This window comes from Roseovarius sp. MBR-51 (genome assembly GCF_053628575.1).
In genome coordinates this window covers 142,168-166,348 of the sequence record NZ_JBRJGQ010000008.1, presented here as the reverse complement: position 1 = coordinate 166,348, position 24,181 = coordinate 142,168, and the positions used below count along the sequence as shown (strand labels likewise).

Genomic DNA, 24,181 nt, shown 5'->3' with positions numbered 1-24,181 from the left:
ATCGGTCCGGTCTCTAGGCGGGAAACCCTGTTAGAGAAAGATGAAATCAGCCACCGTCAGATCCGCCGCCGCAAAGTTTTCGAGCAAAACCTGATGCCCGTTCACAGTAAACTGCGCGCCCGCCACCGTGTTCACGATCCCCAAAGCATCGACAAAACCCGCAAGGCCAGTGCCACCGTTGGTAAGGTTGATCGCTCCGGTATCCGGGTCCACGATGCGAATGAAGAGGCGGTCGATGCCATCCTCGAAATCGGTGATCACATCCGCGTCCGCTGGATTGAACGCGCTGAACACGAACTGATCCGCGCCCGAACCGCCAGTCATAAGATCGTTGCCAACACCGCCATTGATCGTGTCATTGCCCGCGCCGCCGTCAAGGACGTCTTCCCGCCCGCCACCTGCGAGAAAGTCGTGGCCATCGCCACCTTGGATGCTGTCATCGCCCTCACCGCCGCCAACCCGGTCATTGCCTGCGCCTGCGTCAATGGTATCGCGTCCCGCCCCACCGCCAATATCATCCGTCCCGTCCCCGCCAAACATCAGGTCATCGCCAAAGCTGCCGGACATGCTGTCGTTGCCCGCGCCACCGTCGAGCGTGTCATCGCCCGCGCCGCCCGCGACCACGTCATTGCCATTGCCTCCCGACACCAGATCGCTACCAAGGCCCGCACCGATCACATCATTGCCATCGCCACCCTCGATGGCGTCATCGCCCGGACCACCCCCGATCTGGTCATGGCCGAATCCACCGACAACAACATCATTGCCGTCAGAGGCCGAGATGGAATCGTTGCCGCTGCCACCGTCGAGACTGTCATTGCCAAGACCCCCCGCCAGAATGTCGTCCCCACCAAGACCCATCAAGGTGTCGCTGTCATCGGTGCCAGTCAGACGATCCGGCAACCCGCCACCCGTCAGGTATTGACCAAGAGGCCCGTTGATCTCTGCGATCAAAGCCGAAATGCCGACGACCTCATCTGCAAATGTGACCCATTCCATCTGGATCAACTCATCCGTCCCAAGCGCAGAGACCACCCGCAACCCGCCCGCAATCATGCTGACCGTCGCCGCCGCGCGTGTCACCCCGTCCAGATTGGCCCAATCCGTGCCGGAGCCTCCGTTCAGATGATCATTTCCGGCACCGCCCTCTAGCGTGTCATCTCCGCCCAACCCGTTGATTGTCTCATCCGCGCCGGTGCCGATGATCACATTGCCCAACACGTTGCCATTGACGGTCAAAACCTCAGGATTATGCAGCAGGGTCACGGTTTCCAGACCCGAAGGCAGGGTATAGACCACCGGGTCGCTATCCTGCGCGCCATAGATTTGCCGGATACCTTGGATGTCATCCGCCAGAATATCGGGCTGGGTCAGGATCGGGTTCATGATCGCTCTGACCGTTTCGATATGCTCCAACCCAAGCGCATGGCCAATCTCATGCACGGCCAATCCCTGAAAGAGCGGAACATCGAAATTCAGGGAACTGTCCACATCCAGCAGAATATCCCCAGCAATTGCATCCTCCAGAAACGGGGGGAAAAAGGCAAACCCAAGGGTGTTGCCCGGAATGGGCGCAAAGAAAATCCGAATGTCAGGGGTTGATATATCGCCAGCCGCGCCACCGGGGTCTCTGACCTGCAAGAACTCGATGTTTCCATAAATCGACCACTCCGAAAAAGCCGCACGCAACTCGGCTTCGAGATCGAATGTATAAACCGACTCTGGGTCGACCGAGAGCCGGCTGCCATCCGGCTCGCTCTCAAACCAGGATATGTCCTGCCCGCTGGCGACAATGCTCCATGTCACGACACCGCCGGGCGTGCCCACGCCTTGGGAACCCCACTTGGCGCCGTTCAGGTTAGGCATGGCAGCGCGCTCCATAATTGCGTTGAGCGGATAGGATACAACGCGGTCATGACCCAGGACCAGATATCCTTACGAGGTCTATCCTTATGGGTAAGGTGATGATTTGAGAAGGAAACAAAATGTCTCACCCCTTGGGATGAGCAACCTGTCGCGCATCATGTCGACATCGCAAAGGCGGATGGAACGACCCGACCCAATAGGCCGGGCCCTTCCACACCAGCCTCACAGGAACTGGAAATCGTCCACTGTCATCTGCGCCGCCGTGATCCCCTCGACGAGAATGGTATTGCCATTCACGGTCATTTGCGCGCCAGCGTCCGTGTCTATGATATTCATCGCTGTCACGAAGCCGGCCAGACCATTGCCGCCGTTGTTGATGTTCTCAAGGCCGGTGTCGGGATCGAAGCGGCGGATGAAAAAGCTGTCCAATCCATCCTCGAAATCGGTGATCACATCGGCCTCGCCATCAAAGAAGGAGGCGAAGACGAATTGATCCGAACCTGCGCCGCCGGTGATCACATCATTGCCAGCGCCCGCGTTGATCGTGTCATTGCCCGCGCCGCCGTCGATCACATCGTCACGTCCGCCCCCCGCGAGGAAATCGTTGCCGTCGCCGCCGTCGATGCTGTCATCGCCTTCACCGCCGCCCACGCTGTCATTCCCGGCACCGGCGTCAATCGTGTCGCGTCCCGTACCGCCACCGATGTCATCCGCGCCGCCGTTGCCAAAGATCAGGTCATTGCCAAAGCTGCCCGACATGCTGTCGTTGCCTTCGCCGCCTTCGAGCGTGTCGTCACCGGCACCGCCCGCGACCACGTCATTGCCGTTGCCGCCCGACACGAAATCATTGCCAAAGCCAGCACCGAGCACGTCGTTGCCGTCATTGCCAAAGATCGTGTCACTGCCGAGACCGCCGCCGATGCTGTCATCACCCGGCCCGCCAAAGAGCGTGTCTGCGCCATCCGAACCGGAGATGTTGTTGTTGCCACCGCCGCCCGAGTCGATGTTGTCATTCCCGGCGCCCCCGGCAAGTGTATCGTCGTTGACCGTGCCAATCAGACTGTCGTCGCCATCGGTGCCCACGATCTCTTCGCCAGGAATTCCCGCCCCATTGATGAGATCGGCCGCGCTGACCAGCGCATCGTCAAACTGAAACAGTTCGACCGAGGTGAAGAAATCCGTGCCCTCGCTCGAGATGATGCGGATGCCGCCGTTGATGGCCGAGACCTGCGTATCGGCGCGGTTCACGGCGAGCACGGCGGTATCGGTGCCCCCCTCGCCGTCGATGGTGTCATTCCCGAGACCGCCCACAAGACGGTCATCGCCTGCCCGCCCCTGAAGCCGGTTGGCCTCCGCGTCCCCGGTGAGGATGTCATTGCCAGTGCTGCCGCGCAGCCATTCGATGTTGGAGATCGTATCGGTAAAGGCCTGGCCGTTAGCGGTGCCCGTCACGATGCCGGTGGCGAGGTTGCCGTTAACCGTTGTCACGCCGAAATCGTCATAGCGCAGCCGGTCAAACCCGGCACCGCCATCGACGGTATCATTGCCGCCCGCCACGCGGAAGGATTCATCTGCCGTGCTGCCGAGGATCGAGTCAGCCTCGTTACCACTGCGCAACTCGAACACAGCGCCATTGACCGTGCTGGTATTGCCCCCCTGCGTTATCGTTCCAGTCACGAAATTGGCTGTGAGCGCCGTGCCCCGGAAATCAAGCTGCACCAGGCCTGCGCCAGTCAGGTTGTAGGTGTCGCTGCCGCCATTGCCACGGGCGCTGATCCACTGGTTTGAGGCCGTGTTGAAATTGAAGATGTCATCGCCCGAAGTGCCCCGGATGCGCAGCCCGCCATTGACGAAGCCAGCGAACATCGGGTTCTCGACATCGACGAATGTATCGGTGCCCTGCGCGCCCTTGGTGACGCTGCCGGTATTGGCCACGCCATCGACGGTTGCGATGATCGGTGTCGCCAGACCTTCATAGCTGACCTCGGCAAAGCCATCGACGAGACCGCCGAAATCAACGGTATCATTGCCGCTGCCGCCAATCACGAAATCGCCAAAGTCGGGATTGTTCTCGCCCGTGCGGATCAGGTCAGAGCCCGCGCCGCCGGTCAGTTGGTCATTGCCAGCACCGCCATCCAGCGTGTCATTGCCGCCCGCCCCATCAAGCGTGTCATCACCGCTCAGCCCGTTCAGCGCGTCATTGCCAATTCCGCCAAGAAGGTCGTCGTTTCCACTTGTTCCCGTCAACAACTCCCCATCCGGCAGCACGGACACCACCGTATTGTCAAACCCGCTCAGCGGGATGTTCTGGTTCGGGGCAAATTCGCCAGATGTAACGGGCCCGCCGCCCGTAATCGAGTCTTCCAGCGCATTGAACCCTGCCAGTGTCGTGGGCAATGTCACGCCGGCATCGCCCCCAATCTGGAAAATATAGTCCGTATCGGAGGTCTCATCAAAGAGCCCCAGAATGATCAGCGTCCCCGCCGACGTCGAGACAAACCCAAGCGTCAACTCGAATGACTCTCCCGCCGGTCCGGTCAGGTCCAGCCCATCAAGGCGCGCGACTGTCAGATTAGCGTCATTGTTCAATGCGATTTCCGGCAAAAGCGAGTCCGGGTCAGCGAATCCCACGACACTGTAGTTGAGCACATCACCTGTGATCGCAAGCTCGAATTCCGCGGGGGTTACTTGGGTCGCATTGCCTTCAGGCGTTCCGTCGTAACGCACGCGAATCCCCGAAACTGTAAACAGGTTCATGGCTATGTCCTTCCTTAATCTATCTTGATTTTTCTGATCAAACCTTGTCATCACGAACTCATGCGATCAAGGTTTTTTGTAATGTTTTCAACAAACACGCAAAGGTTGTACGTAACAGAAAGGGGCGCTTGATGGCGCCCCTGCCTTCGCTTCGGTTCGGTTCAAAGGAACTGAAAATCCTCCACGGTCAGATCCGCCGCGGCGACGCCCTCGACCAGAACCTGATGGCCGTTGACGTTCAGCTGCGCGCCCGCCGCCGTGTCGGTGATGTTCAGCGCCGCGACGAAACCCGCAATCCCGTTGCCACCGTTGGTGATATTCTCCACGCCCGTATCCGGATTGATGATGCGGATGAAGAAACTGTCGGTGCCATCCTCGAAATCACGGATCACATCGCTCTCACCTGCGACAAATGCCGAGAACACGAATTGATCGGCGCCGGTGCCCCCCGTCATCTGATCGTTGCCAGCCCCGCCGTTGATCGTGTCATTGCCCGCGCCGCCGTCGATCACGTCATTACGCCCGCCGCCCGCAAGGAAGTCACTGCCGTCGTCGCCTGAGATAACGTCATCGCCTTCGCCGCCTCCGACCCGGTCATTGCCAGCCCCGGCGTTGATCGTATCCTGCCCGGTGCCGCCACCGATGTCATCGGCCCCACCCCCGGCGTTGATCAGATCATTGCCAAAACTGCCGGACATGCTGTCATCGCCAGACCCGCCCGAAAGCGTGTCATTGCCCGCGCCACCCGCAACCACGTCATTGCCCGCAGCCCCCACGACACTGTCATCGCCAAAGCCGCCGCCCATGATGTCATCGCCGTCACCGCCGTTGATCGTATCATTGCCAAAACCGCCGCCGATATTGTCATTGCCAGCCCCGCCATTGACCACATCATCGCCGTCCGATGCCGGAATGGAATCGTTTCCGGCCCCGCCAGTTATGCTGTCATCGCCCAGAGTGCCGGGCAGGAACTCTGACGCGGCGGTTCCGTTCACGATGTTGATATTCGGTAGCGCCCCAGTGCTGGTGATCTGGGTATTACCTCCGGATGTCTCGACATTGAAGGTCGCATTGGTGAAATTGCCTTCCAACGTGACCGTGCTGTCGGCAATGCCATCGCCATCGGTATCGACATCCAGAATGGCGGATCCGAGGGTAACAACGATGTCTTCAAGACCGAACACCGCATCCAGGAACTCTAGCAGGTCGTCATCACCCCAGTCGTCGATGATATCCCCGTCGAGTTGTTGCGCCGTTCCGGACACCGTGTCCTCACCCTCGCCGAGGGTGATCAGTTCCGGCGCACCCGTCGCATTGATCTGATCCGGGCCCGACGTGCCGCCAACATTCACAAAGCTCCCGCTCGAATTGAAGTTGGAGGCCTGCATATTGCCGATGAAGAGACCGGAATCGAAAATGAAGTCGCCCGTATCGGCGATCCCGATCTTGACCTCGTTCACCCCGGCCTGAATCGGCGCAATCACCGTGATAACACGCGAGAACCCGTCATATTCCGTATCGAATTCGCCGGTGAAGGCGTTGGCCGGATTATTGTTGCCGTCATTTGAAAAGAAGTTGCCCGGCGTGTTGATGCTCTCGCCCACGATGGACAACGGCTGACCGGGGTCATTGTTGAAGAGCGCAAAATTCCGCCCGTTTACAAAAACAGCGGCAATGTCGACAAAGCTGCTGTCAACGAATTCCGGGAATTCATCCGATCCGAAGAACAGATCGAACGATACCGAGGGAACGCTCCCCAGATCGGTTGCGTCAAAGGTAAAGGTAATGACCGACGCGTCATTGGTTTCCCCCGCCCCGGAAAACGCATCGCGTGCGGCCCGGTCCAGATCCGGATCGCCCGGCTCGCCCAGAGAGACGGAAAAACTCGTTTGCGTGTTGCTCGTGCCGGGACCACCGCCCGTCGTCAGAAAGACGCCACGGTCAAGGGTCACCACAGGGGTCACGCTATCGTTGGTGCCATCGTCATTGGCATCCACCAGCCGGTTGATCGTGAACCCGTCAGGCAAGAGCGCGAGACCCTCAATCCCCCCTGTGAACCTCACATCGTTGAGAACCAGATTGGGGTCAGAAACGAGCACGTCTTGGATTCCGTCGAACCCTGACGCGCCGGAAATCGGCACGCCGATGCCGGCTGTTGGTGTCTCGTTCAATCGCAGGATGGTCGTGCCACCCACAATAGACTGCACCAGTGTCGCACCCGATTCGCTGGTCTGCACCGTAAAGCTCGAGTCTGTCGATCCATTGCCATCCGCATCAATCGCGACGGACAGACCATCCCCGCCAATAATGACATTTGACGACGGCGTCAGCCCGGTGATCCGAATCTCATCGCCATGTCCAATCACAAGCGTATCGCCATTCAACTCCGCAGATGTCCCTTGAAGGATGTCCAGCCCAAGACCACCATCAACCGAATCTGCCCCGGCCCCGCCAATCAGCAGGTCGCTGCCATCATTGCCGAACACGCTATCATCGCCAGCGCCACCATGAAGGGTATCTGCACCACCCAAACCACTGATCTGGTCATCGCCGCCTAGCCCGTTGATGGCATCATTCGACCCAAATCCGGTCAGCGTGTCATTGCCTGCCGTCGGGGAAAACAGGTCGACCTCCGCCGTCGTCACGCCCGGAACCGATGTGAGCGAAAAGGGCACCCCAGGCGAGAACGGTCCGCCGGCCGGAATGTCGCTCAGCGACGCGCTCCCTAGGATCGCGGCCACTTCGGCTGCGGTCGGAACCGGTCCCGCAAAAATCGGCACATTGTCCAGTTGAAACAAGAATGTTTCGTCGGTGAACGGGTTGGTAAATCCAACAAACTGCGCCATCTGCCCGTCAAATTCGACCTCGGCCATAATGCCTTCGAACAGACTGTCAAAGACGAGCGGGTCAACGTCGTCCAATCGCACTTCAAACAGATCCCCCGAAGTTGCATCAAGCGCACCCTGCGGATCAGTCGGATCGACGGTCGTTGACGTATAGGTAAACTCCAGATCATCACTGCCAAGAACGTCGAGCGTGGCCGGTCCAAGACCGGAAATACTCGTCCCGGACGCGGTAAACTGGAACCCTGTGAGCGTGAAAAGTGTTGCCATTTCTGATCTCCCAAGCCGTATAAATTTCAAAATTCAAAAGCGGCTCTTTTCAAGGTCACGCAAATTGACTTGAATCCGCTCGGCACATGGTAGCCACAAAATTCAACAGATCAACAATTGACGTCTCAGACGGAGTCAGAGTCACGGCAAGACACTGCAATTCATAGATATTTATCGCAAGCCTGACAAAGAGAACGCCCCATCGGGGCGCTCAAAACACTACCATAGCACGACTGCCTCCGGGACAGGACGACCGGGCAGGTCAAAACCGTGCCGCAAGGCCGACAACACCGTCGGGAATCTTTGGCCAGACCGCACCATCGCCGCTCTCAATCGAGCGGCGACATTCGACCTGCATCGACGCCACCCATGCTTTCCAATCTCGTGCCAGTCCCAGATCCCCTTCGCGCAGCCCGGACGCCCTCAACGCGACCTCACGCGATGCGCCGTCCAGCACCGCCGCCGTAAACACAATCCCGGCCTGTGCGATATTCATCTGCGTGGTCTCAGACCCGACCGCCAGAATGCGCGCCCGGCACTCGGCCTTGATGTCAGCGGCCCGTGCCGACGCGGCGATGACCGCTTTGGCCTCGGCGGTGATCGTTTGACTGAAATCAATCTGCATCGGGGATCTCCTGATCATAGGGCGGCAGCGTCACAGGCCCGTCGTCGGTCAGAATGACGGGCTCGGCCATGAGGGTCCCTAGCGGCGGATTTGGCCCATGGGGTAGGATCAAGCTGAGGTGCAACACACCGTCTTGCCGCTCGACCGGTCCGGCGAACCACTCAGAGGCCATGGCCTCTCGCGGCAAGGTAGCCCCCTCTGGAAGCGGTGAAAAATCGAACGCCTCGCCGTTGATGGTCAGAGTATCCCCCGACCGGTCCAACGTCAGCCGGAGATCCCGGCGCATGGGTGAGAATCTGATCTGCATGGTCATCTCCTTAGATCCACCGGCCAATTGCAAGGAGATAGGCAAAGCCGCTCACCCGTGTGCCGGACGTGTTGAACCCCCCGACCTGAATGCTCAGGTTGGAATTGCTGAGGGTGCGCGCAAAGGCGGCCTGACTTCCCGTCAAGACCGCCGCAACGCGCGGCGCTGAGAAAAACTGCGCCGGATAAGTCCAGGTCGTTTCGCCAGAGGTCGTGAGCGCCACTGTCGTTCCGCAAATCTGCGTGCCATTGGCAAACCGCGTATATTCCCCGTTCCCGCCCGCGAACTGGTGCTCGATGATCGCCCCGGTCGGCACTCCGCCAGATTGAGAAACCGGGCCCACCACGCGCCCGCTGTGATACAGTTCAAGCCAGGGTGACCACCCGCCCGTGCCCCAGGATCTGACGAATTTGCGCAGCGCCGAAGCCGCTGAAGTGCCCCCATATGACGTGAACTCCTGCACAACATTCGTGGCAGAGCGCGCAATCACCAAAAGCGCCCCGGCAGACGACATCGGATAGGAGTTGCCTGAGGTATTTCCAGCCGACGGATTATAATACAGACCGGACAAGACCAGGGTATCGAGCCTGTCAGAGGCGGTTAGCGTGATCGCGGTGCCAAGCCCGAACGCTCCGACTTTGAGCAATCGCTCTGCGGCATTGTCGGTCGGTGCGGACTGAACCGCGGCACCGCTGATCCGCCCGCTCTGCGCATCGACCCGCAGAGCCTCGGTCCATGTCGCGCCATCCGCACTCACCTTGATGGAAAAATCGTCATCGCCCGCCAGACCCATCTCGGCATGACCCGCAAACCCTGACTGAAATACCAAACTCGCAGTATCATCGCTCTGCGCCTTGTTGATCTTGAGCTGATGTCCCGCACCGGCATGGCTCAGCAACGTGGCCGCCGCCGCAACGCTCAAACGGTTGACCGCATCGGCCTGCGTCGCGATCCCCAGGGCATCGGTCCGGTCCGGGAACCCGCGCCACCCCCCATCGCGGTACATGCGCACCGCGGTGCCGCCGCGCTCCGCCGCGATCCAGCCCTCTTGCGGCGTCACAAACATCCAGGCCTCGCCCAGAAACGCGGCGATCTTGCCATCCTGCCCGGCCCAGACGCCCGTCGCCCCCGTCCCCAGCGCAAATCGCGCGCCGGTCTCAGGCGCGGCAGGGGGCTCCGTCGCCTCGAACCCGTCCAGAGCCATTTGAACCAACAGATCCAACCGCTGCACAGCCTCATTATGCGTCACATGCTTTTGCGCCTGTGACGGGGCGATAAACGGCAGGTCAAGGCGGGCTGATAAATCCGACATCGGTCTCTCCAGAACGGTTGCGCAGGCGACAAACTCGGTCAAACACCCTTGCCAGTTGGTTAAGACTGCGGACGCAAGCCAGATAAGCATATGTTTGGTATACATAATCACTGACACCACCGATGCCCGCAGCCCTGCGATGAAACATCAAACACCCTCTCGTGAAATCGCGCGAAAAGGGATGCAGCCTACGCCGGACATGGTATCGTGTGCCGGGAAACGGGACGCAGCCCACCATTACTCACAGCCACCATTTCAGCATGACGTTTCCCGATCTGACCGTTTGACACGCATGGGGGCCGCAGGCCCTCTCTTTGACCAAGGAGTTTGATATGAAATCCACCTGCTGCGCGCTCGCGCTCTGCGCCTTTGCCCTCCCCGCGACTGCGGCGGATCTGGGCAAGTCGGATGAGCCAATCAAGCTCGCGCTCACCCAACAGACCGGGGCTCAGATCACCGCGCATGTCGCTGGCGAACTGCTCAAGGCGGCAGGCTATAATGTCGAATTCGTCCCGATTGATGACATGGCCGTTTTCCTTCAGATGGGGCGGGGCAATATTGACGCCAACCTCGAAATCTGGCCCGCCAACGCCGCGCCGTCCTATCGCGATATGATGATGGAGCGGAGCCTTGTCGATCTCGGAGACCTGGGCCTTTCCATGACAGAGGGGCTGGCCTATCCTGCCCATATGGAGACCACCTGCCCCGGCCTGCCCGCACTCGATGCGTTGCGTGACTGCGCCGCAGCCTTCGCCAGCGATGGCGGCACGCCTGTGCTGATCGACTATCCCACCGATTGGGAGTCACCGGGGGCCGATCTGATGACCGCCCTCGATCTGCCCTTCACCGCCTCTCCCGCTGCGTCCGAACAGGCGCTGGTCGATGTCCTCGTCAGCGCAAGCACCAACGGTACCCCGGCACTCGCGATGTTCTGGCAACCGCATTGGGCCGGCGCCGCTCATGACCTGCGTTTTGTCGAACTGCCCGAGGCTGAGGCGGCCTGCTACGAAGACCCAAGCTGGGGACCGAACCCCAACGCCGTGGGCGACTGTGGATTCCCGAGCCTGAGCGCTGTCAAATCCGTGATCAAAGGATTCAAGACCCGCTGGCCCGCCGCTTATTTTCTTCTTGAGGATTTCCAGATCACCAATGACACACAGGCCGCGTTGATGGTCGCAGTCGAGCGTGATGGTCGCCCCGTGGCCGAAGTCGCCGCCGAATGGGCTGCCGCAAATGAAGACAGCTGGCGGCCAATGGTCAACGGTGCCGTCAACTGATCACCACCCGGAGCGGGGCAGGGTTTGCCAATCCTGCCCCGACCGGATCACCCGAGCCCTGAGTTTCGGTTCCCGGCCTGCGCCTCAGAATCGTTCCAGCAACCGCCGCAGATAGTCGAGCTCCACATCCGGGCGCTCGCCCTCGCCGGACCGTTTGCGGATCTCGTCCAGCAATTCCCGCGCCCGCCGATAAACATCCTCGCCCTGCAAGAGACTGTCCTGCGTGCCCGCTTGCCGCCCCTGTCCGGCCTCGCGCCCCAGAGGATCGGCCTGCGCCTGGCCCGGCTGACCTTCGGCATCGCCTTGGCCACCGGGATTTTGCTGCTCGGCCATCGCCTCGCCCATGTTGCGCATGCCCTCGCGCAGCGCTTCCATCGCGTCGGCCTGATTGTCGATCGCCCCGGCCAAATCATCACTGCGCAGCGCCTGTTCAGCACCTTCCATCGCCCGTTCCGCCCGCTCCAGCGCCTCGCGCGCGGCCTCTCCAGCCTCGCCGCCGAGTTGCGGCAGACCCTGCCGTTGCCGCTCCAATTCCTGCCGCAACGCGTCCTGCCGCTCGGCCAGCGAGCCTTCGCCGGTCTGACCGTCCTCGGTCTGTTCGCGGCCCTCGCCGCCTTGGCCCTGCTGCTCACCGCCCTGTCCGCCCTGACCCTGCTGACCATCATGGCTCTCGCCCCGGCCCTCGCCACCACTGCGACCTTCATTGTTCTGCGACTGGCCTGACTGAGCATCGGGGTTGAACTGTTCCTGTAAATCGCGGAACGCCTGATCCGACAAACCTTGTTGCTCACGCAATGTCTCGGCCAGCCCCTCCATCGCCTGCTCACCGGGCGATTGACCCTGCTGGCCCTGCCCTTGCGTGACCTGCATGTTCTCCATCATCTGCTGAAACTCTTCGAGCGCCTGCTGCGCCTCGGCATAGCGGCCCTGTTCCATCAACTCCTGAATGCGGTCCATCATGTCCTGCAGATCCTGTTGGTTCATCTGCATCATGTTCTCGGCACTGCGCTGATCGCTGCCTTCGGGGTTCTCGCGCTCGGCCTGCTGCATCTTCTGACGCAGGTAATCCTGTGTCGCATCCCGCAGATCCTGCATCAGCCGCGCAATCTCTTCCTCGCTGGCGCCGTTCTTCATCGCCTCGCTCAATCGCTCCTGCGCCGCGCGCATCCGCTCCAGCGCGTCGCCCATGTCCCCATCTTCCAGCAACACACCGAGATCCCAGAGCGCCTGCGCGATCTCATCGCGCTCGGCCTCATTCAGGCCCTCGCTCTGCGTCATCGCCTCCAACTGCCGCACAATCACCCGCAACCGCAAATAGGCTTTCTCAGACCGAAAGAGCCGCCCCTCCGGCTTGTAGGACACAGCCCGCAACACCTGCACCACGCGCCCGGCGTTCTGCCGCGACCACAACAGATCGCGCCGCTGCTCGATCACCGCCGCCGCCATCGGATCAAAGAACCGCCGCGCGGGCAGCGCCATCTCGAACGGTTCGGATTGCCCCTCTTGCCCCGCCGCATCCGCAACCTGCAACCGCAGCGTCACAGGCAAATGCGCCCAAGGATGCTCCGAGAGGTTCTCGACCAGGGTCTCGGCAAACTCGGTCCGATCCCCGGCCAAAGGCATCGGCAGATCCAGCCGGATCACCTCGCGCGGCTCCGGCTCCACCGCCAGACCATGCCGCCGATCCACCTGCGCCAGATCCAGCGCAAAGACCGCCCCGCCGCGCACCACCCCGTAATCGTCGCGCGCGGCAAAGGGCTGGCTCATCTGCCCATCAAAGGCGGTGCGCGCATCGCGCTCGACCACCTCGACCTCCGGGGCTGTGTCTGCCAGCGCCGCAACGGCCCAGCTACGCCCCCCCGGACCGTCAATCCGGATTTCGCCGGCGCGCGCGACCTCAAACTGTTGCTCCGGATCGGTGCTTGCGGCCTCTGCACCCTCACCCGACACCGTTTCTGTCAGGCTCAGCGCCCCCACCTCACCATAGAATCGCAGGGTAATCCGGCTGCCTTCCGGCACCTCGATCCCCTCACCCTGATCGGCAAGATACAGGCTCGGAAGCCCTGTGTAGGTGGGTGGCTCGATCCAGCCTTCCCATGTCGGGCCAGCGGCCAGCGCCGAGCCACGCGCGCCCCCCGGCACCATCTCCGCCACCGACCCGGCCCGCCAGATCGAGCCAAAGAGCAACGCCACCACCAAACCCAAAAGGGCGATGTAGCGTAGCCCGAACGGATCCTGCCGCGACAGCCGCAAATCCGGCTCGACCGCGCGTGCGCCCGCTGCCCGTGCCGCCATTCGCGCCTGATGCGCCCGCCAGAGCGCCGCCGACCCGGCATCGCCCGCGCCAATCGCCTGCACATCCGCCAGCGCCGCCAGTGGCCTGCCCGGCATCGCCTCATCCATCCGCGCCAAGGCCTCGGCCCGACGCGGAAACCGGAACTTCATAAATCCCAGCACGCCGTAAACCAGCACCGCCAGCGCGGCCAGCATGGCGGTGCCCCAGACCACCTCGACCGCTGCCATGTCCTGAAGGCCAAGCATCAGCGCCGCAGCGCCTGCCGCAATCACGCTCCACATCGGCCAGAACGCGCGCACCACACGCTCGGCAATCAACCCCGCCCATGTCAGCAGAAGAGGCCGCCGCAACCGCGCGGTCAGAGCTTTCAGGGGGTTTTCGGTCGCAGCCATGCGCGGCACCTCATCTCGGCCACGCGCGCCCATCGCGTCAGAGCCATTCAGGGATGGTATCGCGATTTATCATTTCGTCAAAGGTCGGTCTGCCCCGGATCACGGCAAAGTCACGCCCATGCACCAGAACTTCAGGCACCAGAGGCCGCGTGTTATACTCGCTCGACATCACCGCGCCATAAGCGCCAGCACTGCGGAACGCCACCAGATCGCCCTCGGCCAGCGGCGGCAGCATCCGCCCCTTGGCAAACGTATCGCCCGATTCGCACACCGGCCCGACCACGTCATAGGGCTGCTGTTCGACCCCCGGCGCGGGCTCTACCAGCGGCACAATGTCGTGATGCGCGTCATACATCGCCGGGCGGATCAGATCGTTCATCGCGGCATCGAGGATCAGGAAATCCCGTCCCTCACCGGATTTCACATAGATCACCCGGCTCACGAGAATCCCCGCATTGCCCGCAATCAACCGCCCCGGCTCGATCTCGATCTCACAGCCCAGATGCCCCAGAACCTCGCGGATCAGCGCACCATATTCCGTGGGCAAGGGCGGCGCCTCGTTCGAGCGCGTATAGGGAATCCCCAGACCGCCCCCCAGATCGAGGCGGCGAATGTCATGCCCATCGGCGCGCAGAACTTGCGTCAGTTCCGCGACCTTTTCATAGGCAAGGCGAAAGGGTGCCAATTCGGTCAGCTGACTGCCGATATGCACGTCAATCCCGATCACCTCTAGCCCCGGCAATGCCGCAGCCTGCGCATAGACCTCACGCGCGCGCGCAATTGGGATGCCAAACTTGTTTTCGCTCTTGCCAGTGGCAATCTTGGCGTGGGTCTTGGCATCCACATCGGGATTGACGCGAATGGTGATCGGCGCGCGCAGGCCCAATTCGAGCGCCACGGCACTCAGCACCGCCATCTCCGGCTCGCTCTCGACGTTGAATTGCCGGATACCGCCCGCGAGCGCCATGCGCATCTCTTCGCGGGTCTTGCCCACGCCAGAGAACACGATCCGCTCGCCCGGCACGCCCGCAGCCTTGGCGCGCGCATATTCCCCGCCCGAAACCACATCCATTCCCGCGCCCAAAGCCGCCAGTGTCTTGAGAATCGCCTGATTGCTCGCAGCCTTCATGGCGTAGCAGACCAGATGATCCATGCCCGCCAACGCCTCGTCAAACAGGCGGAAATGGCGGGTCAGCGTCGCGGTTGAATAGCAATAGAAGGGCGTGCCAACCGCTTCGGCAATCTCCGACAGCGGCACATCTTCGGCCTGCAACACACCGTTATGATAGAGAAAATGATCCACGCGCCGTCCCGCCCCGCTTCATCGTTCCAAAAATACTCAAACTCAGTGCGCGCCGCTCCGCGATGCCCGCAAGAACAGATAGAGCGGCAAACCGCAACTCACCCCGATACCGAAGGTCGCCGGAATGGCAATCAGACCCAGCCAGTGCCGGTTCTGCACGGCCTCGACCACCACCCAGACCGTGAGCGCCACAGCGGCAATCGTCAGATCCCAGACCAGACCCGAGCTTGCCGCATTGGCATGCCAGGCATCGACCATGCCCATCAGGTCATAGCCGTTCTGCCCGAACCACTGCAGGAACCAATACATCGGATGAATGGCGCCCCACACGGCCAGCGCGGCAAAGACCCATCTCACAGGCCAACCCCCACGCCGACATTGACGCCGCCCACGCGCACCCCGCCACCCACGCCGACATTGACGCCATGTGTGCCCACGCCCACGTTCAGGCCCGCCGTAGGGCGCACCGGTTCGCCATCAACGCCGCAGCCCATCAGCACCGTGAGGCTCAGCAGAGCAAAACCCAGCCGCATCATCCCAATCGCTCCTTCCACCGCGCCACTTGGGCGCGCACCTGTGTGGGTGCCGTGCCGCCATAGCTCACCCGCGAGGCGACCGAATTATGCACGCCCAACACATCATAGACCGACGCAGTGATTTCGCCATGCACCTCGTGCATCTCGGTCAGGCTCAGGTCCGGCAGATCGCACCCCTTGGCCTCCGCCTTGGCCACCAAGGCCCCGGTCACATGATGCGCCTCGCGAAACGGCATATCCAGCACCCGCACCAGCCAATCCGCCAGATCCGTGGCCGTCGAGAATCCCGACCCGGCCGCCGCCTCGAGATTATCCGTGCGCGCCGCCATGTCGCGCACCATGCCTTCCATCGCGGCCAAGGCGAGCATCAGGTTGTCGGCAGCGTCGAAAACCTGTTCCTTGTCTTCTTGCATGTCCTTGGAATAGGCCAGCGGCAGGCCTTTCATCACCATCATCAGCGCCACATTGGCCCCGAAAATCCGCCCGACCTTGGCGCGGATCAACTCCGCCGCATCGGGATTCTTCTTCTGCGGCATGATGCTTGATCCGGTCGAAAACCGATCTGACAGCGCCACGAACCGGAACTGTGCCGAGGACCAGATCACCAACTCTTCCGCGAACCGGCTCAGATGCATGGCGCAAATGCTGGCAGCCGCCAGAAACTCCAGCGCGAAATCCCGGTCACTCACCGCATCCAGACTATTGGCGCAGGGCGCATCAAAGCCCAGCGCCTTCGCCGTCATCTCCCGGTCAATCGGAAAGGAGGTGCCCGCCAGCGCCGCCGCCCCCAAGGGACATTCATTCATCCGCGCCCGCGCATCGCGCACCCGGCTCAGATCGCGGCCAAACATCTCGACATAGGCCATCATGTGATGCCCCCAGGTCACCGGCTGCGCCGTCTGGAGATGGGTGAACCCCGGCATCACCCACTCCGCCCCCGCCTCTGCCTGCGCAACCAGCGCCCGCATCAGCGCCTGCAAGGCCTGATCCACCGCATCCAGTTGATCCCGCACCCAGAGCCGAAAATCCGTCGCCACCTGATCATTGCGCGACCGCCCGGTGTGCAACCGCCCGGCAGGCGCGCCGATCAGATCCTTGAGCCGCGCCTCGACATTCATGTGAATATCCTCAAGCGCCGTGGAAAAGGTGAATTCCCCCGCCTCGATCTCTGACAAGACCGTGAGCAGGCCTTCCCTCATCGCCGCCGCATCACTATCACTGACAATACCTGTCGCCGCCAACATCGCGGCATGGGCCCTCGACCCGGCGATATCCTGTGCCGCCATCCGCTTGTCGAATGAGATCGAGGCATTAATTGCCTCCATGATCGCATCCGGCCCGGCGGCAAAGCGGCCGCCCCACATCTGGTTCGAGGTTGTGTCAGTCATGTCTTTGGCCCTTCGGAGGGAATAATGAAAATCATTCGTCAGATCGTCCTTTATATGGCCCTCGCCCTTGGTGCAAATACTGCCCACGCCGATACCGCCGCCCTTGAGGCGCTGCGCGACGGCGACATGAAGAAACTGAATTTCCACTCTGCGCCCACACCCGCCCCCAAGACCGCATTCACCCGCGCCGATGGCACCACGGGCACGCTCGCCGATTTTCAGGGGCGGTATGTCGTGCTGAACTTCTGGGCCACATGGTGCGCGCCTTGTCGGGCCGAAATGCCGACGCTCTCCAACCTGCAAACCGAGATGCGTGGCGACACCTTCGAGGTCGTCACCATCGCCACAGGCCGCAACGCCCCCACCGCGATGGCAAAATTCTTCGAAGAGATCGGCGTCGACAACCTGCCGCTGCACACCGACCCCAAAAGCGCCCTCGCCCGCGCCATGGGCATCTTCGGCCTGCCCATCACCGTGATCCTCGATCCCGAGGGCCATGAAATCGCCCGCCTTCTCGGAGATGCGCATTGGGACAGCGACAGCGCCAAGGCGATTGTTCAGGCATTGGTTGAGGGCAAGGGGGAGAGTTGAGGGGCGTCACGGATTTGCGGACTATTCTACCATCGATAGTTTGATTATGATTTCACTATGAAAATGCTTTACTACTCTGCAATCTTAGTCACCATAATATGTCTGTTTTTGGCGGCATTGAACGCTTACGACTTCTTGTATCTTGATCATTTGCCTTGGAAAGAGGGTGATTTTAAAGCGGTTATGTTACTTTGTGTTGGAGGTGTAACCGTCTTCGGGTTGATTGCGTTACTGTTGCGCTATGCTGTAAAAATGAATGCTGAACGAAGGTAGCTATGGGCTCAAAGCCACCCACCACCCCCCATTTCATCTGGCCCGAAAATACCTCGGGGGAGTCGCCGCTTGCGGCGACGGGGGTAGCGCCCCCCTCCCTTGCCCCGGAACGTACGGTCCAACCGCACAACCGTACCAGCCGCGTTCTTGGATAGAAAACAAACCGAACCTCTTAAAGCGCCCGCATCCCGCCTAATCCTTACCGCACCGCACGCTTGACAGCCCTTCACGCACCCTTGCCTGCCCCCCGCAAAACCCCTAAAGCCAGCCCATGCTAGACGAGACCGACGAGATCCATCCGCTGTTTCACGGGGCGCCCAGCAGCACCGAATTCAAAAAGCTGCGCAAACGCATTGTCCGCCACACCCGCGAGGCGATCGAGCAATATGGCATGATCGAGCCGGGCGGCAAATGGCTTGTCTGCCTCTCGGGCGGCAAGGACAGCTATACCCTCCTTGCCGTGCTCCATGAGCTGAAATGGCGCGGCTTGCTCCCGGTCGATCTCTTGGCCTGCAATCTCGATCAGGGCCAGCCCGGTTTCCCGGCCACCGTCCTGCCGGACTTCCTCAATCGCATGCAGGTGCCCCACCGGATCGAGTATCAGGACACCTATTCCATCGTCATGGACAAGGTGCCCGCCGGGCGTACCTATTGCGCGCTATGTTCCCGTTTGCGCAGGGGAAATCTCTATCGCATCGCCCGCGAAGAGGGCTGCACGGCGGTTGTTCTTGGCCACCACCGCGACGATATTCTTGAGACCTTCTTCATGAACCTCTTTCACGGCGGGCGGCTCGCCACCATGCCGCCAAAGCTGGTGAACGAAGAGGGCGATCTCTTCCTCTACCGCCCCCTCGCGCATGTCGCCGAGGTGGATTGCGAGCGCTTCTCCCGCGCCATGAATTACCCCATTATCCCCTGCGATCTCTGCGGCTCGCAGGACGGTCTGCAACGCCAACAGGTCAAACAGATCCTTGACGGATGGGAGGCAAATTCCCCCGGTCGCCGACAGGTCATGTTCCGCGCCCTGATGAACGCGCGGCCCTCGCATCTGCTCGATCCCAAACTCTTCGATTTCGCGGGCCTGACAACCGAATCGATAAAATCCAACGCAAATCCCGAAGGATTGCCCAAACTCCGTTAACTCCTCTGCACTAGGCTCAAGGTCTGGCTATGGGATTTCGGATGTTTTACAAATTAAAACAATGGCTTGGAATGGTTTTGGCAGGCTTGGCTCAGGCCAGTCGCGGGCCACAATCGCTGGTCTTTCTCGCCTCCGCAGGCCTCGCAACCCAGTGGCTCGGCCTCCCCGCCCTCCTGCTTTCCCTGCCTATCCTATTGATAATAGTCACTCTTTTAGGCCAACAGTCCCCTACCCAGAGGGATGATGCCAGTGTTGCGATGCGCGCTCACCTCAACCGCACGCTGTCAGAGGCGCGCCGCACGGGTCAACGCGCCGCGTGTTTCATCCTCCAGATTGACGATTATGACATCTTATCAGAGCGTTACGGTCGATCCGCTGCAGACCGCCTCACAGTGCAAAGCCTCGATCGCCTCGCCCGCGCGCTCCGCACCGCCGATCACCTCTTTGACCTAGGCGCAGGCCGCATCGGAATTTTTCTATTTCCGGTCAACACCTTAGGATTGGAGCCGCTCCTCACGCTCGCCGGCCGCCTGCAATCTGCCGTCGAGGAACCGATCACGCTGGATGCCACGACCGTTTATATCTCGGCCTCCCTTGGGTTCTGCCCTGACACCCACGCGCCCACCCAAACAACCGACGCGCTCTTTGACGCTGCGCTCACCGCGCTAAACGAGGCCCGCCGCCATGCGCCTTCCGCGATTCGCGCCTTTTCCCGCGACCTGCGTGCGAGGGTCCAAATGCCGCAGCACAGTGCAGACGATCTGCAACAGGCGTTCAAGAACGGCCAGTTGATCAGCTGGTTTCAGCCACAAATCTGCACCAATACAGGCCAAATCAGCGGATTCGAGGCGCTGGCACGGTGGCAACATCCCACCGCCGGCCTCATCACCCCCGCGGAGTTTTTGCCACTGCTCGCCGCCTCTGGTCGGATGGCGGTGCTGGGCGATGCAATGCTGAGCAACGCCCTCCGCGCGCTCCAGATATGGGACAATCTTGGCCTCGACATTCCACATGTCGGCGTCAACTTCTCGCCCGAAGAGCTGCGCAATCCACAGCTTGCGGACAAAATCGCGTGGGAACTGGACCGTTGCAATCTGCCGCCCACCCGGCTGGCGGTCGAAATCCTCGAAACCGTTCTTTCCACCTCACCCGATGACGTCATCACTCGGAACATCGCCACTTTGGCGGATATGGGCTGCCTGATCGACCTTGACGATTTCGGCACCGGCCATGCCTCGATCTCGACCATCCGACGCTTTGCCGTGCGACGGCTCAAGATCGACCGCTCCTTTGTCACCAAAATCGACCGCGACCCCGAACAACAGCGCATGGTCGCGGCCATCCTCTCCATGGCCGAACGGCTGGACCTCGCCACTCTGGCCGAAGGGGTCGAAACTGCAGGCGAACACGCGATGCTCGCCCAGCTGGGCTGCGGCCATGTTCAGGGCTTTGGTATCGGTCGCCCGATGCCGCTTGATGCGACGCCGGATTGGATCGCGGCCCATCGCGCCAAACTCCCCCACCTGCCCCGGATTATCCGCGCCTAGGGGTGATCGCTGCGATATATCCCCGCGCCACCGGCGCAAATTCCCGGATTCCGCTTGACGTTTGGGCCCGCACTCTGTTGAACCGCCCTGACATGTAACAGACGGATGGCCATCGGCGATGGATGATCAGAACAAGAACCTAATCTTTGCAACTGCGCTCAGTTTCCTTGTGATTCTGGTCTGGTTCGTGATGTTCCCCCCCCCGGAGTCCCCGGCAGTTGACCCCAACGCTCCCGTCCCGAGCGCCACACAGAGCGTGCCCGCGCCAGTTGCGGACGGCACGGCCGATGCGACCACAACCCAGACAGCGGCCCCCGCAACAGAGCCGGACGCCCCGCGCCTGAACATCGACACACCCAGCCTGCAAGGCACGATCTCGCTGCAGGGCGGCCGAATCGATGACCTCTTCCTCAAGAATTATCGCGAAACGATTGATCCTGCCTCTGACATCGTGCGCCTGCTCGCCCCGGTCGGAAGCGAGGCCCCGTATTACGCCCTTTACGGTTGGGCCCCCGGTGCGGGCCTGACCCCCGATCAGGTCCCCGGCGCGAATACGCTCTGGAAGATCGAGAGCGGCGACACGCTGACCACCACCACGCCCGTTACCCTCTCGTGGGACAACGGCGCGGGTCTCATCTTCCGCCGCGAACTCAGCGTGGACGAGGATTTCATGTTCTCCGTCCGCCAGTCGGTCGAAAACACCACCGCCACCGCCGTAAGCCTCGCGCCCTACGGCATCCTCGCCCGCCACGGACGCCCCGCCGACCTCAAGAACTTCTTCATCCTCCACGAGGGGCTGATCATGATGGCGGATGGCACCCTGTCGGAAATCGACTATGACGATGTCGAGGAATATCCGTTCAACGGGCGCGAAGGGGCACCCGCCGAAGTCACCCAAGTGACCGAGAATGGCTGGATCGGCTTTACCGATCACTACTGGATGACCACCCTCATCCCCGCAGCGGGCAGCCCGTTCAAGGCGGTTGCCAAGTTCGATCCGCAGCGCGGCATCTACCAGACCGAAACCGTGCAACCGACCCAGACGGTCGAGCCGGGTCAAACCGCGTCCGCCGACACCCGCCTCTTTTCCGGGGCCAAGGAATGGGCCACGATTCGCGCCTATCAGAACGAGCAGGGCGTCGACCGCTTTCTCGACTCCATCGACTGGGGCTGGTTCTTTTTCCTGACCAAACCGATCTTTGCAGCGCTGCACTGGCTCAACGCCCTGATCGGCAACATGGGCTGGGCCATCATTGCCCTCACCCTGCTGATCAAGGCCCTCGTGCTGCCCTTGGCCTATAAATCCTATGTCTCCATGGCCAAGATGAAGGAACTCCAGCCGCAGATGGAGAAGATCAAGGAGACCGCAGGCGACGACCGCCAGAAACTCCAGAAAGAGATGATGGAGCTCTACAAGCGGGAAAAGGTCAATCCGGCGGCGGGCTGTCTGCCCATCCTGTTGCAAATCCCGATCTTCTTCTCGCTCTACAAGGTGATCTTCGTCACGCTCGAATTGCGCCACGCGCCATGGGTGGCCTGGATCAAGGATCTTTCGGCCCCCGACACTTCATCGCTCTATAATCTCTGGGGCATCCTGCCCTGGGCGGCCCCCGAGCCGGGTTCGGTCCTGGCGCTGATTTTCATCGGGATTCTGCCGCTCTGCCTTGGCATCTCGATGTGGCTCCAACAGAAGCTGAACCCGTCGCCCACCGATCCCACGCAAAAGATGATTTTTGCCTGGATGCCGTGGGTCTTCATGTTCATGCTGGGCAGCTTTGCCTCGGGTCTCGTGCTCTACTGGATCGCCAACAACATGATCACCTTCAGCCAGCAATACGTGATCATGCGCTCGCACGGCCATAAACCGGACGTGTTCGGCAACATCCTCTCCAGCTTCAAACGCAAGAAACCCGCGCCTGTCCCCGCACCCAAAGCAACGCCCAAGAAAAAATGACAGAGGTTCGCGCCCTCTGGCGGCATCCGATCAAGAGCCACGGGCGCGAAGCGCTGACCGCCGTCACGCTCACCGCCGGGCAGGCCATGCCCGGCGACCGCCTTTGGGCCGTCGCCCTCGAAATCGCACGGTTGACCGAGGGGGAATGGGGCCCCTGCGTCAACTTCTCGCGCGGCTCCAAGACCGGCGCGATCATGGCGATCAACGCGCGGTTCGATGCGGCGTCCGAGACCGTCACACTTACCCACCCCGACCGCCCTGATCTGACCTTTCGTCCCGATCATGACGGACAGGCGTTTCTCGATTGGGTGCGCCCCCTGATTCCTGCGGAAAACACGCAACCAACTCGCCTCTACCGGCTCGACAGGCGCGGCTTTACCGATACAGATTACCCGTCGGTGAGTCTGCTCAACCTCGCCTCGAACGCCGATCTGGCTGACAAGATGGGCGCCGATGTCTCGCCGCTGCGCTGGCGCTGCAATATCCACTTGGATGGGCTGACCCCTTGGGCAGAGTTTGACCTCATCGGCAAGACGCTGCGCCTCGGCACCGCCGAGATGATCGTGCGCGAACCGATCCGCCGCTGTCTGGCCACCACGGCCAATCCGGCGACAGGCCTGCGCGATCTCGATACGCTGGCGGCCCTCAATAAAAACTGGGACCATCAGGATTTCGGCATCTACGCCGAGGTGATCACCGGCGGCGACATCACCCTTGGCGACCAACTCGAGGTGCTGTGATGCAACTGCGCTTCCCCATTTCCGAAGAGCCCGATCACCTCATCTCCGAACAGGGGCGCAAGCTCTTTGCCGGGCCTGTGGACTTCGTCAAGGGCGTCGTCGCCATGTCGGGCCTGCCCCCCGCCGACCGGCTCGAGGTTTGCTTTGCCGGGCGCTCCAACGTCGGGAAATCGAGCCTGATCAACGCCCTCACCGGGCGCAAGGCTCTGGCGCGCGCCTCCAACACGCCTGGCCGCACCCAGGAAATCAACTTTTTCGCACTGGGCGAAAGCCACTACCTCGTGGACCTTCCGGGCTACGGCTATGCCAACGCACCCCTCGCCGTGGTCCAGAAGTGGCAGGCGCTCTTGAAACAATACCTGTCGGGTCGCCAGACCCTGCGCCGCGCTTTCGTGCTGGTCGATGCCCGCCACGGGATCAAGACGGTGGACGAAGAGATCATGAGCCTCCTCGACGCCTCTGCCGTGACCTTTCAATGCGTGCTGACCAAAGCGGACAAGATCAACGCCGCCGACCGCGAGCGTGTGCTGGATCAGGTGCGTAGCAAACTTGCGCCCCATCCGGCGGCCTTTCCCGAACTGATCCTCACCTCCAGCGAGAAATCCGAGGGTTTGGCCACCCTGCGCGCCACCATCGCCACGCTGGAATAGGGCGCGCGCACGAGGGCTTCGCGCCCCGGGCTTGACCCGGGGCCTCTCCCACCGCCCTCCAACCCCTTCAAAACAGATCGGCCCGCGAACCCCTCCCGATCCGCGAGCCGCCT

General features: G+C 61.5%; 18 protein-coding genes. 7 read left to right on the top strand and 11 right to left on the bottom strand.

Translation table 11 applies throughout. The features are described from left to right. Positions 1-30 precede the first annotated feature (30 nt). From ACSSVY_RS13505 to ACSSVY_RS13480, 6 genes are all read right to left on the bottom strand, one after another. Positions 31-1,866, bottom strand: coding sequence for a matrixin family metalloprotease (locus ACSSVY_RS13505; RefSeq protein WP_454270105.1), 1,836 nt, complete (start codon positions 1,864-1,866; stop codon positions 31-33). 222 nt (positions 1,867-2,088) lie between these two features. Then, positions 2,089-4,623: a calcium-binding protein gene (locus tag ACSSVY_RS13500; RefSeq protein WP_454270104.1), complete on the bottom strand. Its 2,535-nt coding sequence runs from the start codon at positions 4,621-4,623 to the stop codon at positions 2,089-2,091. Positions 4,624-4,784: 161 nt separating this feature from the next. Continuing rightward, a complete protein-coding gene (locus ACSSVY_RS13495) occupies positions 4,785-7,736 on the bottom strand; it encodes a choice-of-anchor L domain-containing protein (protein ID WP_454270103.1) in 2,952 nt (983 codons plus the stop codon). 262 nt (positions 7,737-7,998) lie between these two features. Next, positions 7,999-8,361: a hypothetical protein gene (locus tag ACSSVY_RS13490; RefSeq protein ID WP_454270102.1), complete on the bottom strand. Its 363-nt coding sequence runs from the start codon at positions 8,359-8,361 to the stop codon at positions 7,999-8,001. Next, positions 8,351-8,668, bottom strand: a complete 318-nt coding sequence (locus ACSSVY_RS13485) for a hypothetical protein (protein WP_454270101.1) — start codon at positions 8,666-8,668, stop codon at positions 8,351-8,353. Before ACSSVY_RS13485 ends, ACSSVY_RS13490 begins: the two co-directional genes overlap by 11 nt. A 10-nt stretch (positions 8,669-8,678) precedes the next feature. Then, positions 8,679-9,980, bottom strand: coding sequence for a DUF2793 domain-containing protein (locus tag ACSSVY_RS13480; RefSeq protein WP_454270100.1), 1,302 nt, complete (start codon positions 9,978-9,980; stop codon positions 8,679-8,681). A gap of 332 nt (positions 9,981-10,312) precedes the next feature. Here ACSSVY_RS13480 and ACSSVY_RS13475 point away from each other — a divergent pair, with 332 nt between their 5' ends. Beyond that, positions 10,313-11,257, top strand: coding sequence for an ABC transporter substrate-binding protein (locus ACSSVY_RS13475; protein WP_454270099.1), 945 nt, complete (start codon positions 10,313-10,315; stop codon positions 11,255-11,257). Positions 11,258-11,341: 84 nt separating this feature from the next. Here ACSSVY_RS13475 and ACSSVY_RS13470 read toward each other — a convergent pair whose 3' ends face one another. Genes ACSSVY_RS13470 through argH form a run of 5 tightly spaced genes read right to left on the bottom strand, consistent with a single transcriptional unit; the run spans position 11,342 to position 17,172 of the window. Next, positions 11,342-13,945, bottom strand: a complete 2,604-nt coding sequence (locus ACSSVY_RS13470) for a TIGR02302 family protein (RefSeq protein ID WP_454270098.1) — start codon at positions 13,943-13,945, stop codon at positions 11,342-11,344. Between the two features lie 37 nt (positions 13,946-13,982). Continuing rightward, positions 13,983-15,248 carry a diaminopimelate decarboxylase gene (lysA, locus tag ACSSVY_RS13465; protein WP_454270097.1) on the bottom strand — a complete coding sequence of 422 codons (1,266 nt, stop codon included), beginning with the start codon at positions 15,246-15,248 and terminating at the stop codon, positions 13,983-13,985. A gap of 42 nt (positions 15,249-15,290) precedes the next feature. Beyond that, complete coding sequence (locus tag ACSSVY_RS13460; RefSeq protein ID WP_454270096.1) at positions 15,291-15,605, bottom strand: DUF2834 domain-containing protein; 315 nt, start codon at positions 15,603-15,605, stop codon at positions 15,291-15,293. After that, entirely contained in the window at positions 15,602-15,784 is a 183-nt protein-coding gene (locus tag ACSSVY_RS13455; RefSeq protein WP_296629017.1) for an argininosuccinate lyase, read from the bottom strand. Before ACSSVY_RS13455 ends, ACSSVY_RS13460 begins: the two co-directional genes overlap by 4 nt. Then, positions 15,781-17,172, bottom strand: a complete 1,392-nt coding sequence (gene argH, locus ACSSVY_RS13450; RefSeq protein ID WP_454270095.1) for an argininosuccinate lyase — start codon at positions 17,170-17,172, stop codon at positions 15,781-15,783. The genes ACSSVY_RS13455 and argH overlap by 4 nt, the downstream gene beginning before the upstream one ends. A gap of 24 nt (positions 17,173-17,196) precedes the next feature. On the opposite strand from argH, the gene ACSSVY_RS13445 reads away from it, so the two are divergent. The 6 genes from ACSSVY_RS13445 to yihA all read left to right on the top strand — a co-directional run bounded on the left by ACSSVY_RS13445 (position 17,197) and on the right by yihA (position 24,068). Next, complete coding sequence (locus tag ACSSVY_RS13445; protein WP_454270094.1) at positions 17,197-17,763, top strand: TlpA family protein disulfide reductase; 567 nt, start codon at positions 17,197-17,199, stop codon at positions 17,761-17,763. 544 nt (positions 17,764-18,307) lie between these two features. Then, positions 18,308-19,177: a tRNA 2-thiocytidine(32) synthetase TtcA gene (gene ttcA / locus ACSSVY_RS13440; RefSeq protein WP_454270093.1), complete on the top strand. Its 870-nt coding sequence runs from the start codon at positions 18,308-18,310 to the stop codon at positions 19,175-19,177. A 29-nt stretch (positions 19,178-19,206) separates the two neighbouring features. After that, positions 19,207-20,724, top strand: a complete 1,518-nt coding sequence (locus tag ACSSVY_RS13435; protein ID WP_454270092.1) for a putative bifunctional diguanylate cyclase/phosphodiesterase — start codon at positions 19,207-19,209, stop codon at positions 20,722-20,724. A gap of 118 nt (positions 20,725-20,842) precedes the next feature. Beyond that, positions 20,843-22,678, top strand: a complete 1,836-nt coding sequence (gene yidC, locus ACSSVY_RS13430; protein ID WP_454270091.1) for a membrane protein insertase YidC — start codon at positions 20,843-20,845, stop codon at positions 22,676-22,678. Further along, complete coding sequence (locus ACSSVY_RS13425) at positions 22,675-23,418, top strand: MOSC domain-containing protein (protein WP_454270090.1); 744 nt, start codon at positions 22,675-22,677, stop codon at positions 23,416-23,418. The genes yidC and ACSSVY_RS13425 overlap by 4 nt, the downstream gene beginning before the upstream one ends. Further along, positions 23,418-24,068: a ribosome biogenesis GTP-binding protein YihA/YsxC gene (yihA, locus tag ACSSVY_RS13420; protein WP_454270089.1), complete on the top strand. Its 651-nt coding sequence runs from the start codon at positions 23,418-23,420 to the stop codon at positions 24,066-24,068. The genes ACSSVY_RS13425 and yihA overlap by 1 nt, the downstream gene beginning before the upstream one ends. Positions 24,069-24,181: the final 113 nt, after the last annotated feature.

Coding starts and splice junctions, on each gene's coding strand:
- ACSSVY_RS13490 (WP_454270102.1), bottom strand. CDS start 8,361: ATGCAGATTGATTTCAGTCAAACGATCACCGCCGAGGCCAAAGCGGTC.
- yihA (WP_454270089.1), top strand. CDS start 23,418: ATGCAACTGCGCTTCCCCATTTCCGAAGAGCCCGATCACCTCATCTCC.
- yidC (WP_454270091.1), top strand. CDS start 20,843: ATGGATGATCAGAACAAGAACCTAATCTTTGCAACTGCGCTCAGTTTC.
- ACSSVY_RS13505 (WP_454270105.1), bottom strand. CDS start 1,866: ATGCCTAACCTGAACGGCGCCAAGTGGGGTTCCCAAGGCGTGGGCACG.
- ACSSVY_RS13480 (WP_454270100.1), bottom strand. CDS start 9,980: ATGTCGGATTTATCAGCCCGCCTTGACCTGCCGTTTATCGCCCCGTCA.
- ACSSVY_RS13455 (WP_296629017.1), bottom strand. CDS start 15,784: ATGATGCGGCTGGGTTTTGCTCTGCTGAGCCTCACGGTGCTGATGGGC.
- ttcA (WP_454270093.1), top strand. CDS start 18,308: ATGCTAGACGAGACCGACGAGATCCATCCGCTGTTTCACGGGGCGCCC.
- ACSSVY_RS13425 (WP_454270090.1), top strand. CDS start 22,675: ATGACAGAGGTTCGCGCCCTCTGGCGGCATCCGATCAAGAGCCACGGG.
- ACSSVY_RS13470 (WP_454270098.1), bottom strand. CDS start 13,945: ATGGCTGCGACCGAAAACCCCCTGAAAGCTCTGACCGCGCGGTTGCGG.
- ACSSVY_RS13485 (WP_454270101.1), bottom strand. CDS start 8,668: ATGCAGATCAGATTCTCACCCATGCGCCGGGATCTCCGGCTGACGTTG.
- ACSSVY_RS13475 (WP_454270099.1), top strand. CDS start 10,313: ATGAAATCCACCTGCTGCGCGCTCGCGCTCTGCGCCTTTGCCCTCCCC.
- ACSSVY_RS13445 (WP_454270094.1), top strand. CDS start 17,197: ATGAAAATCATTCGTCAGATCGTCCTTTATATGGCCCTCGCCCTTGGT.
- ACSSVY_RS13495 (WP_454270103.1), bottom strand. CDS start 7,736: ATGGCAACACTTTTCACGCTCACAGGGTTCCAGTTTACCGCGTCCGGG.
- argH (WP_454270095.1), bottom strand. CDS start 17,172: ATGACTGACACAACCTCGAACCAGATGTGGGGCGGCCGCTTTGCCGCC.
- ACSSVY_RS13500 (WP_454270104.1), bottom strand. CDS start 4,623: ATGAACCTGTTTACAGTTTCGGGGATTCGCGTGCGTTACGACGGAACG.
- ACSSVY_RS13435 (WP_454270092.1), top strand. CDS start 19,207: ATGGGATTTCGGATGTTTTACAAATTAAAACAATGGCTTGGAATGGTT.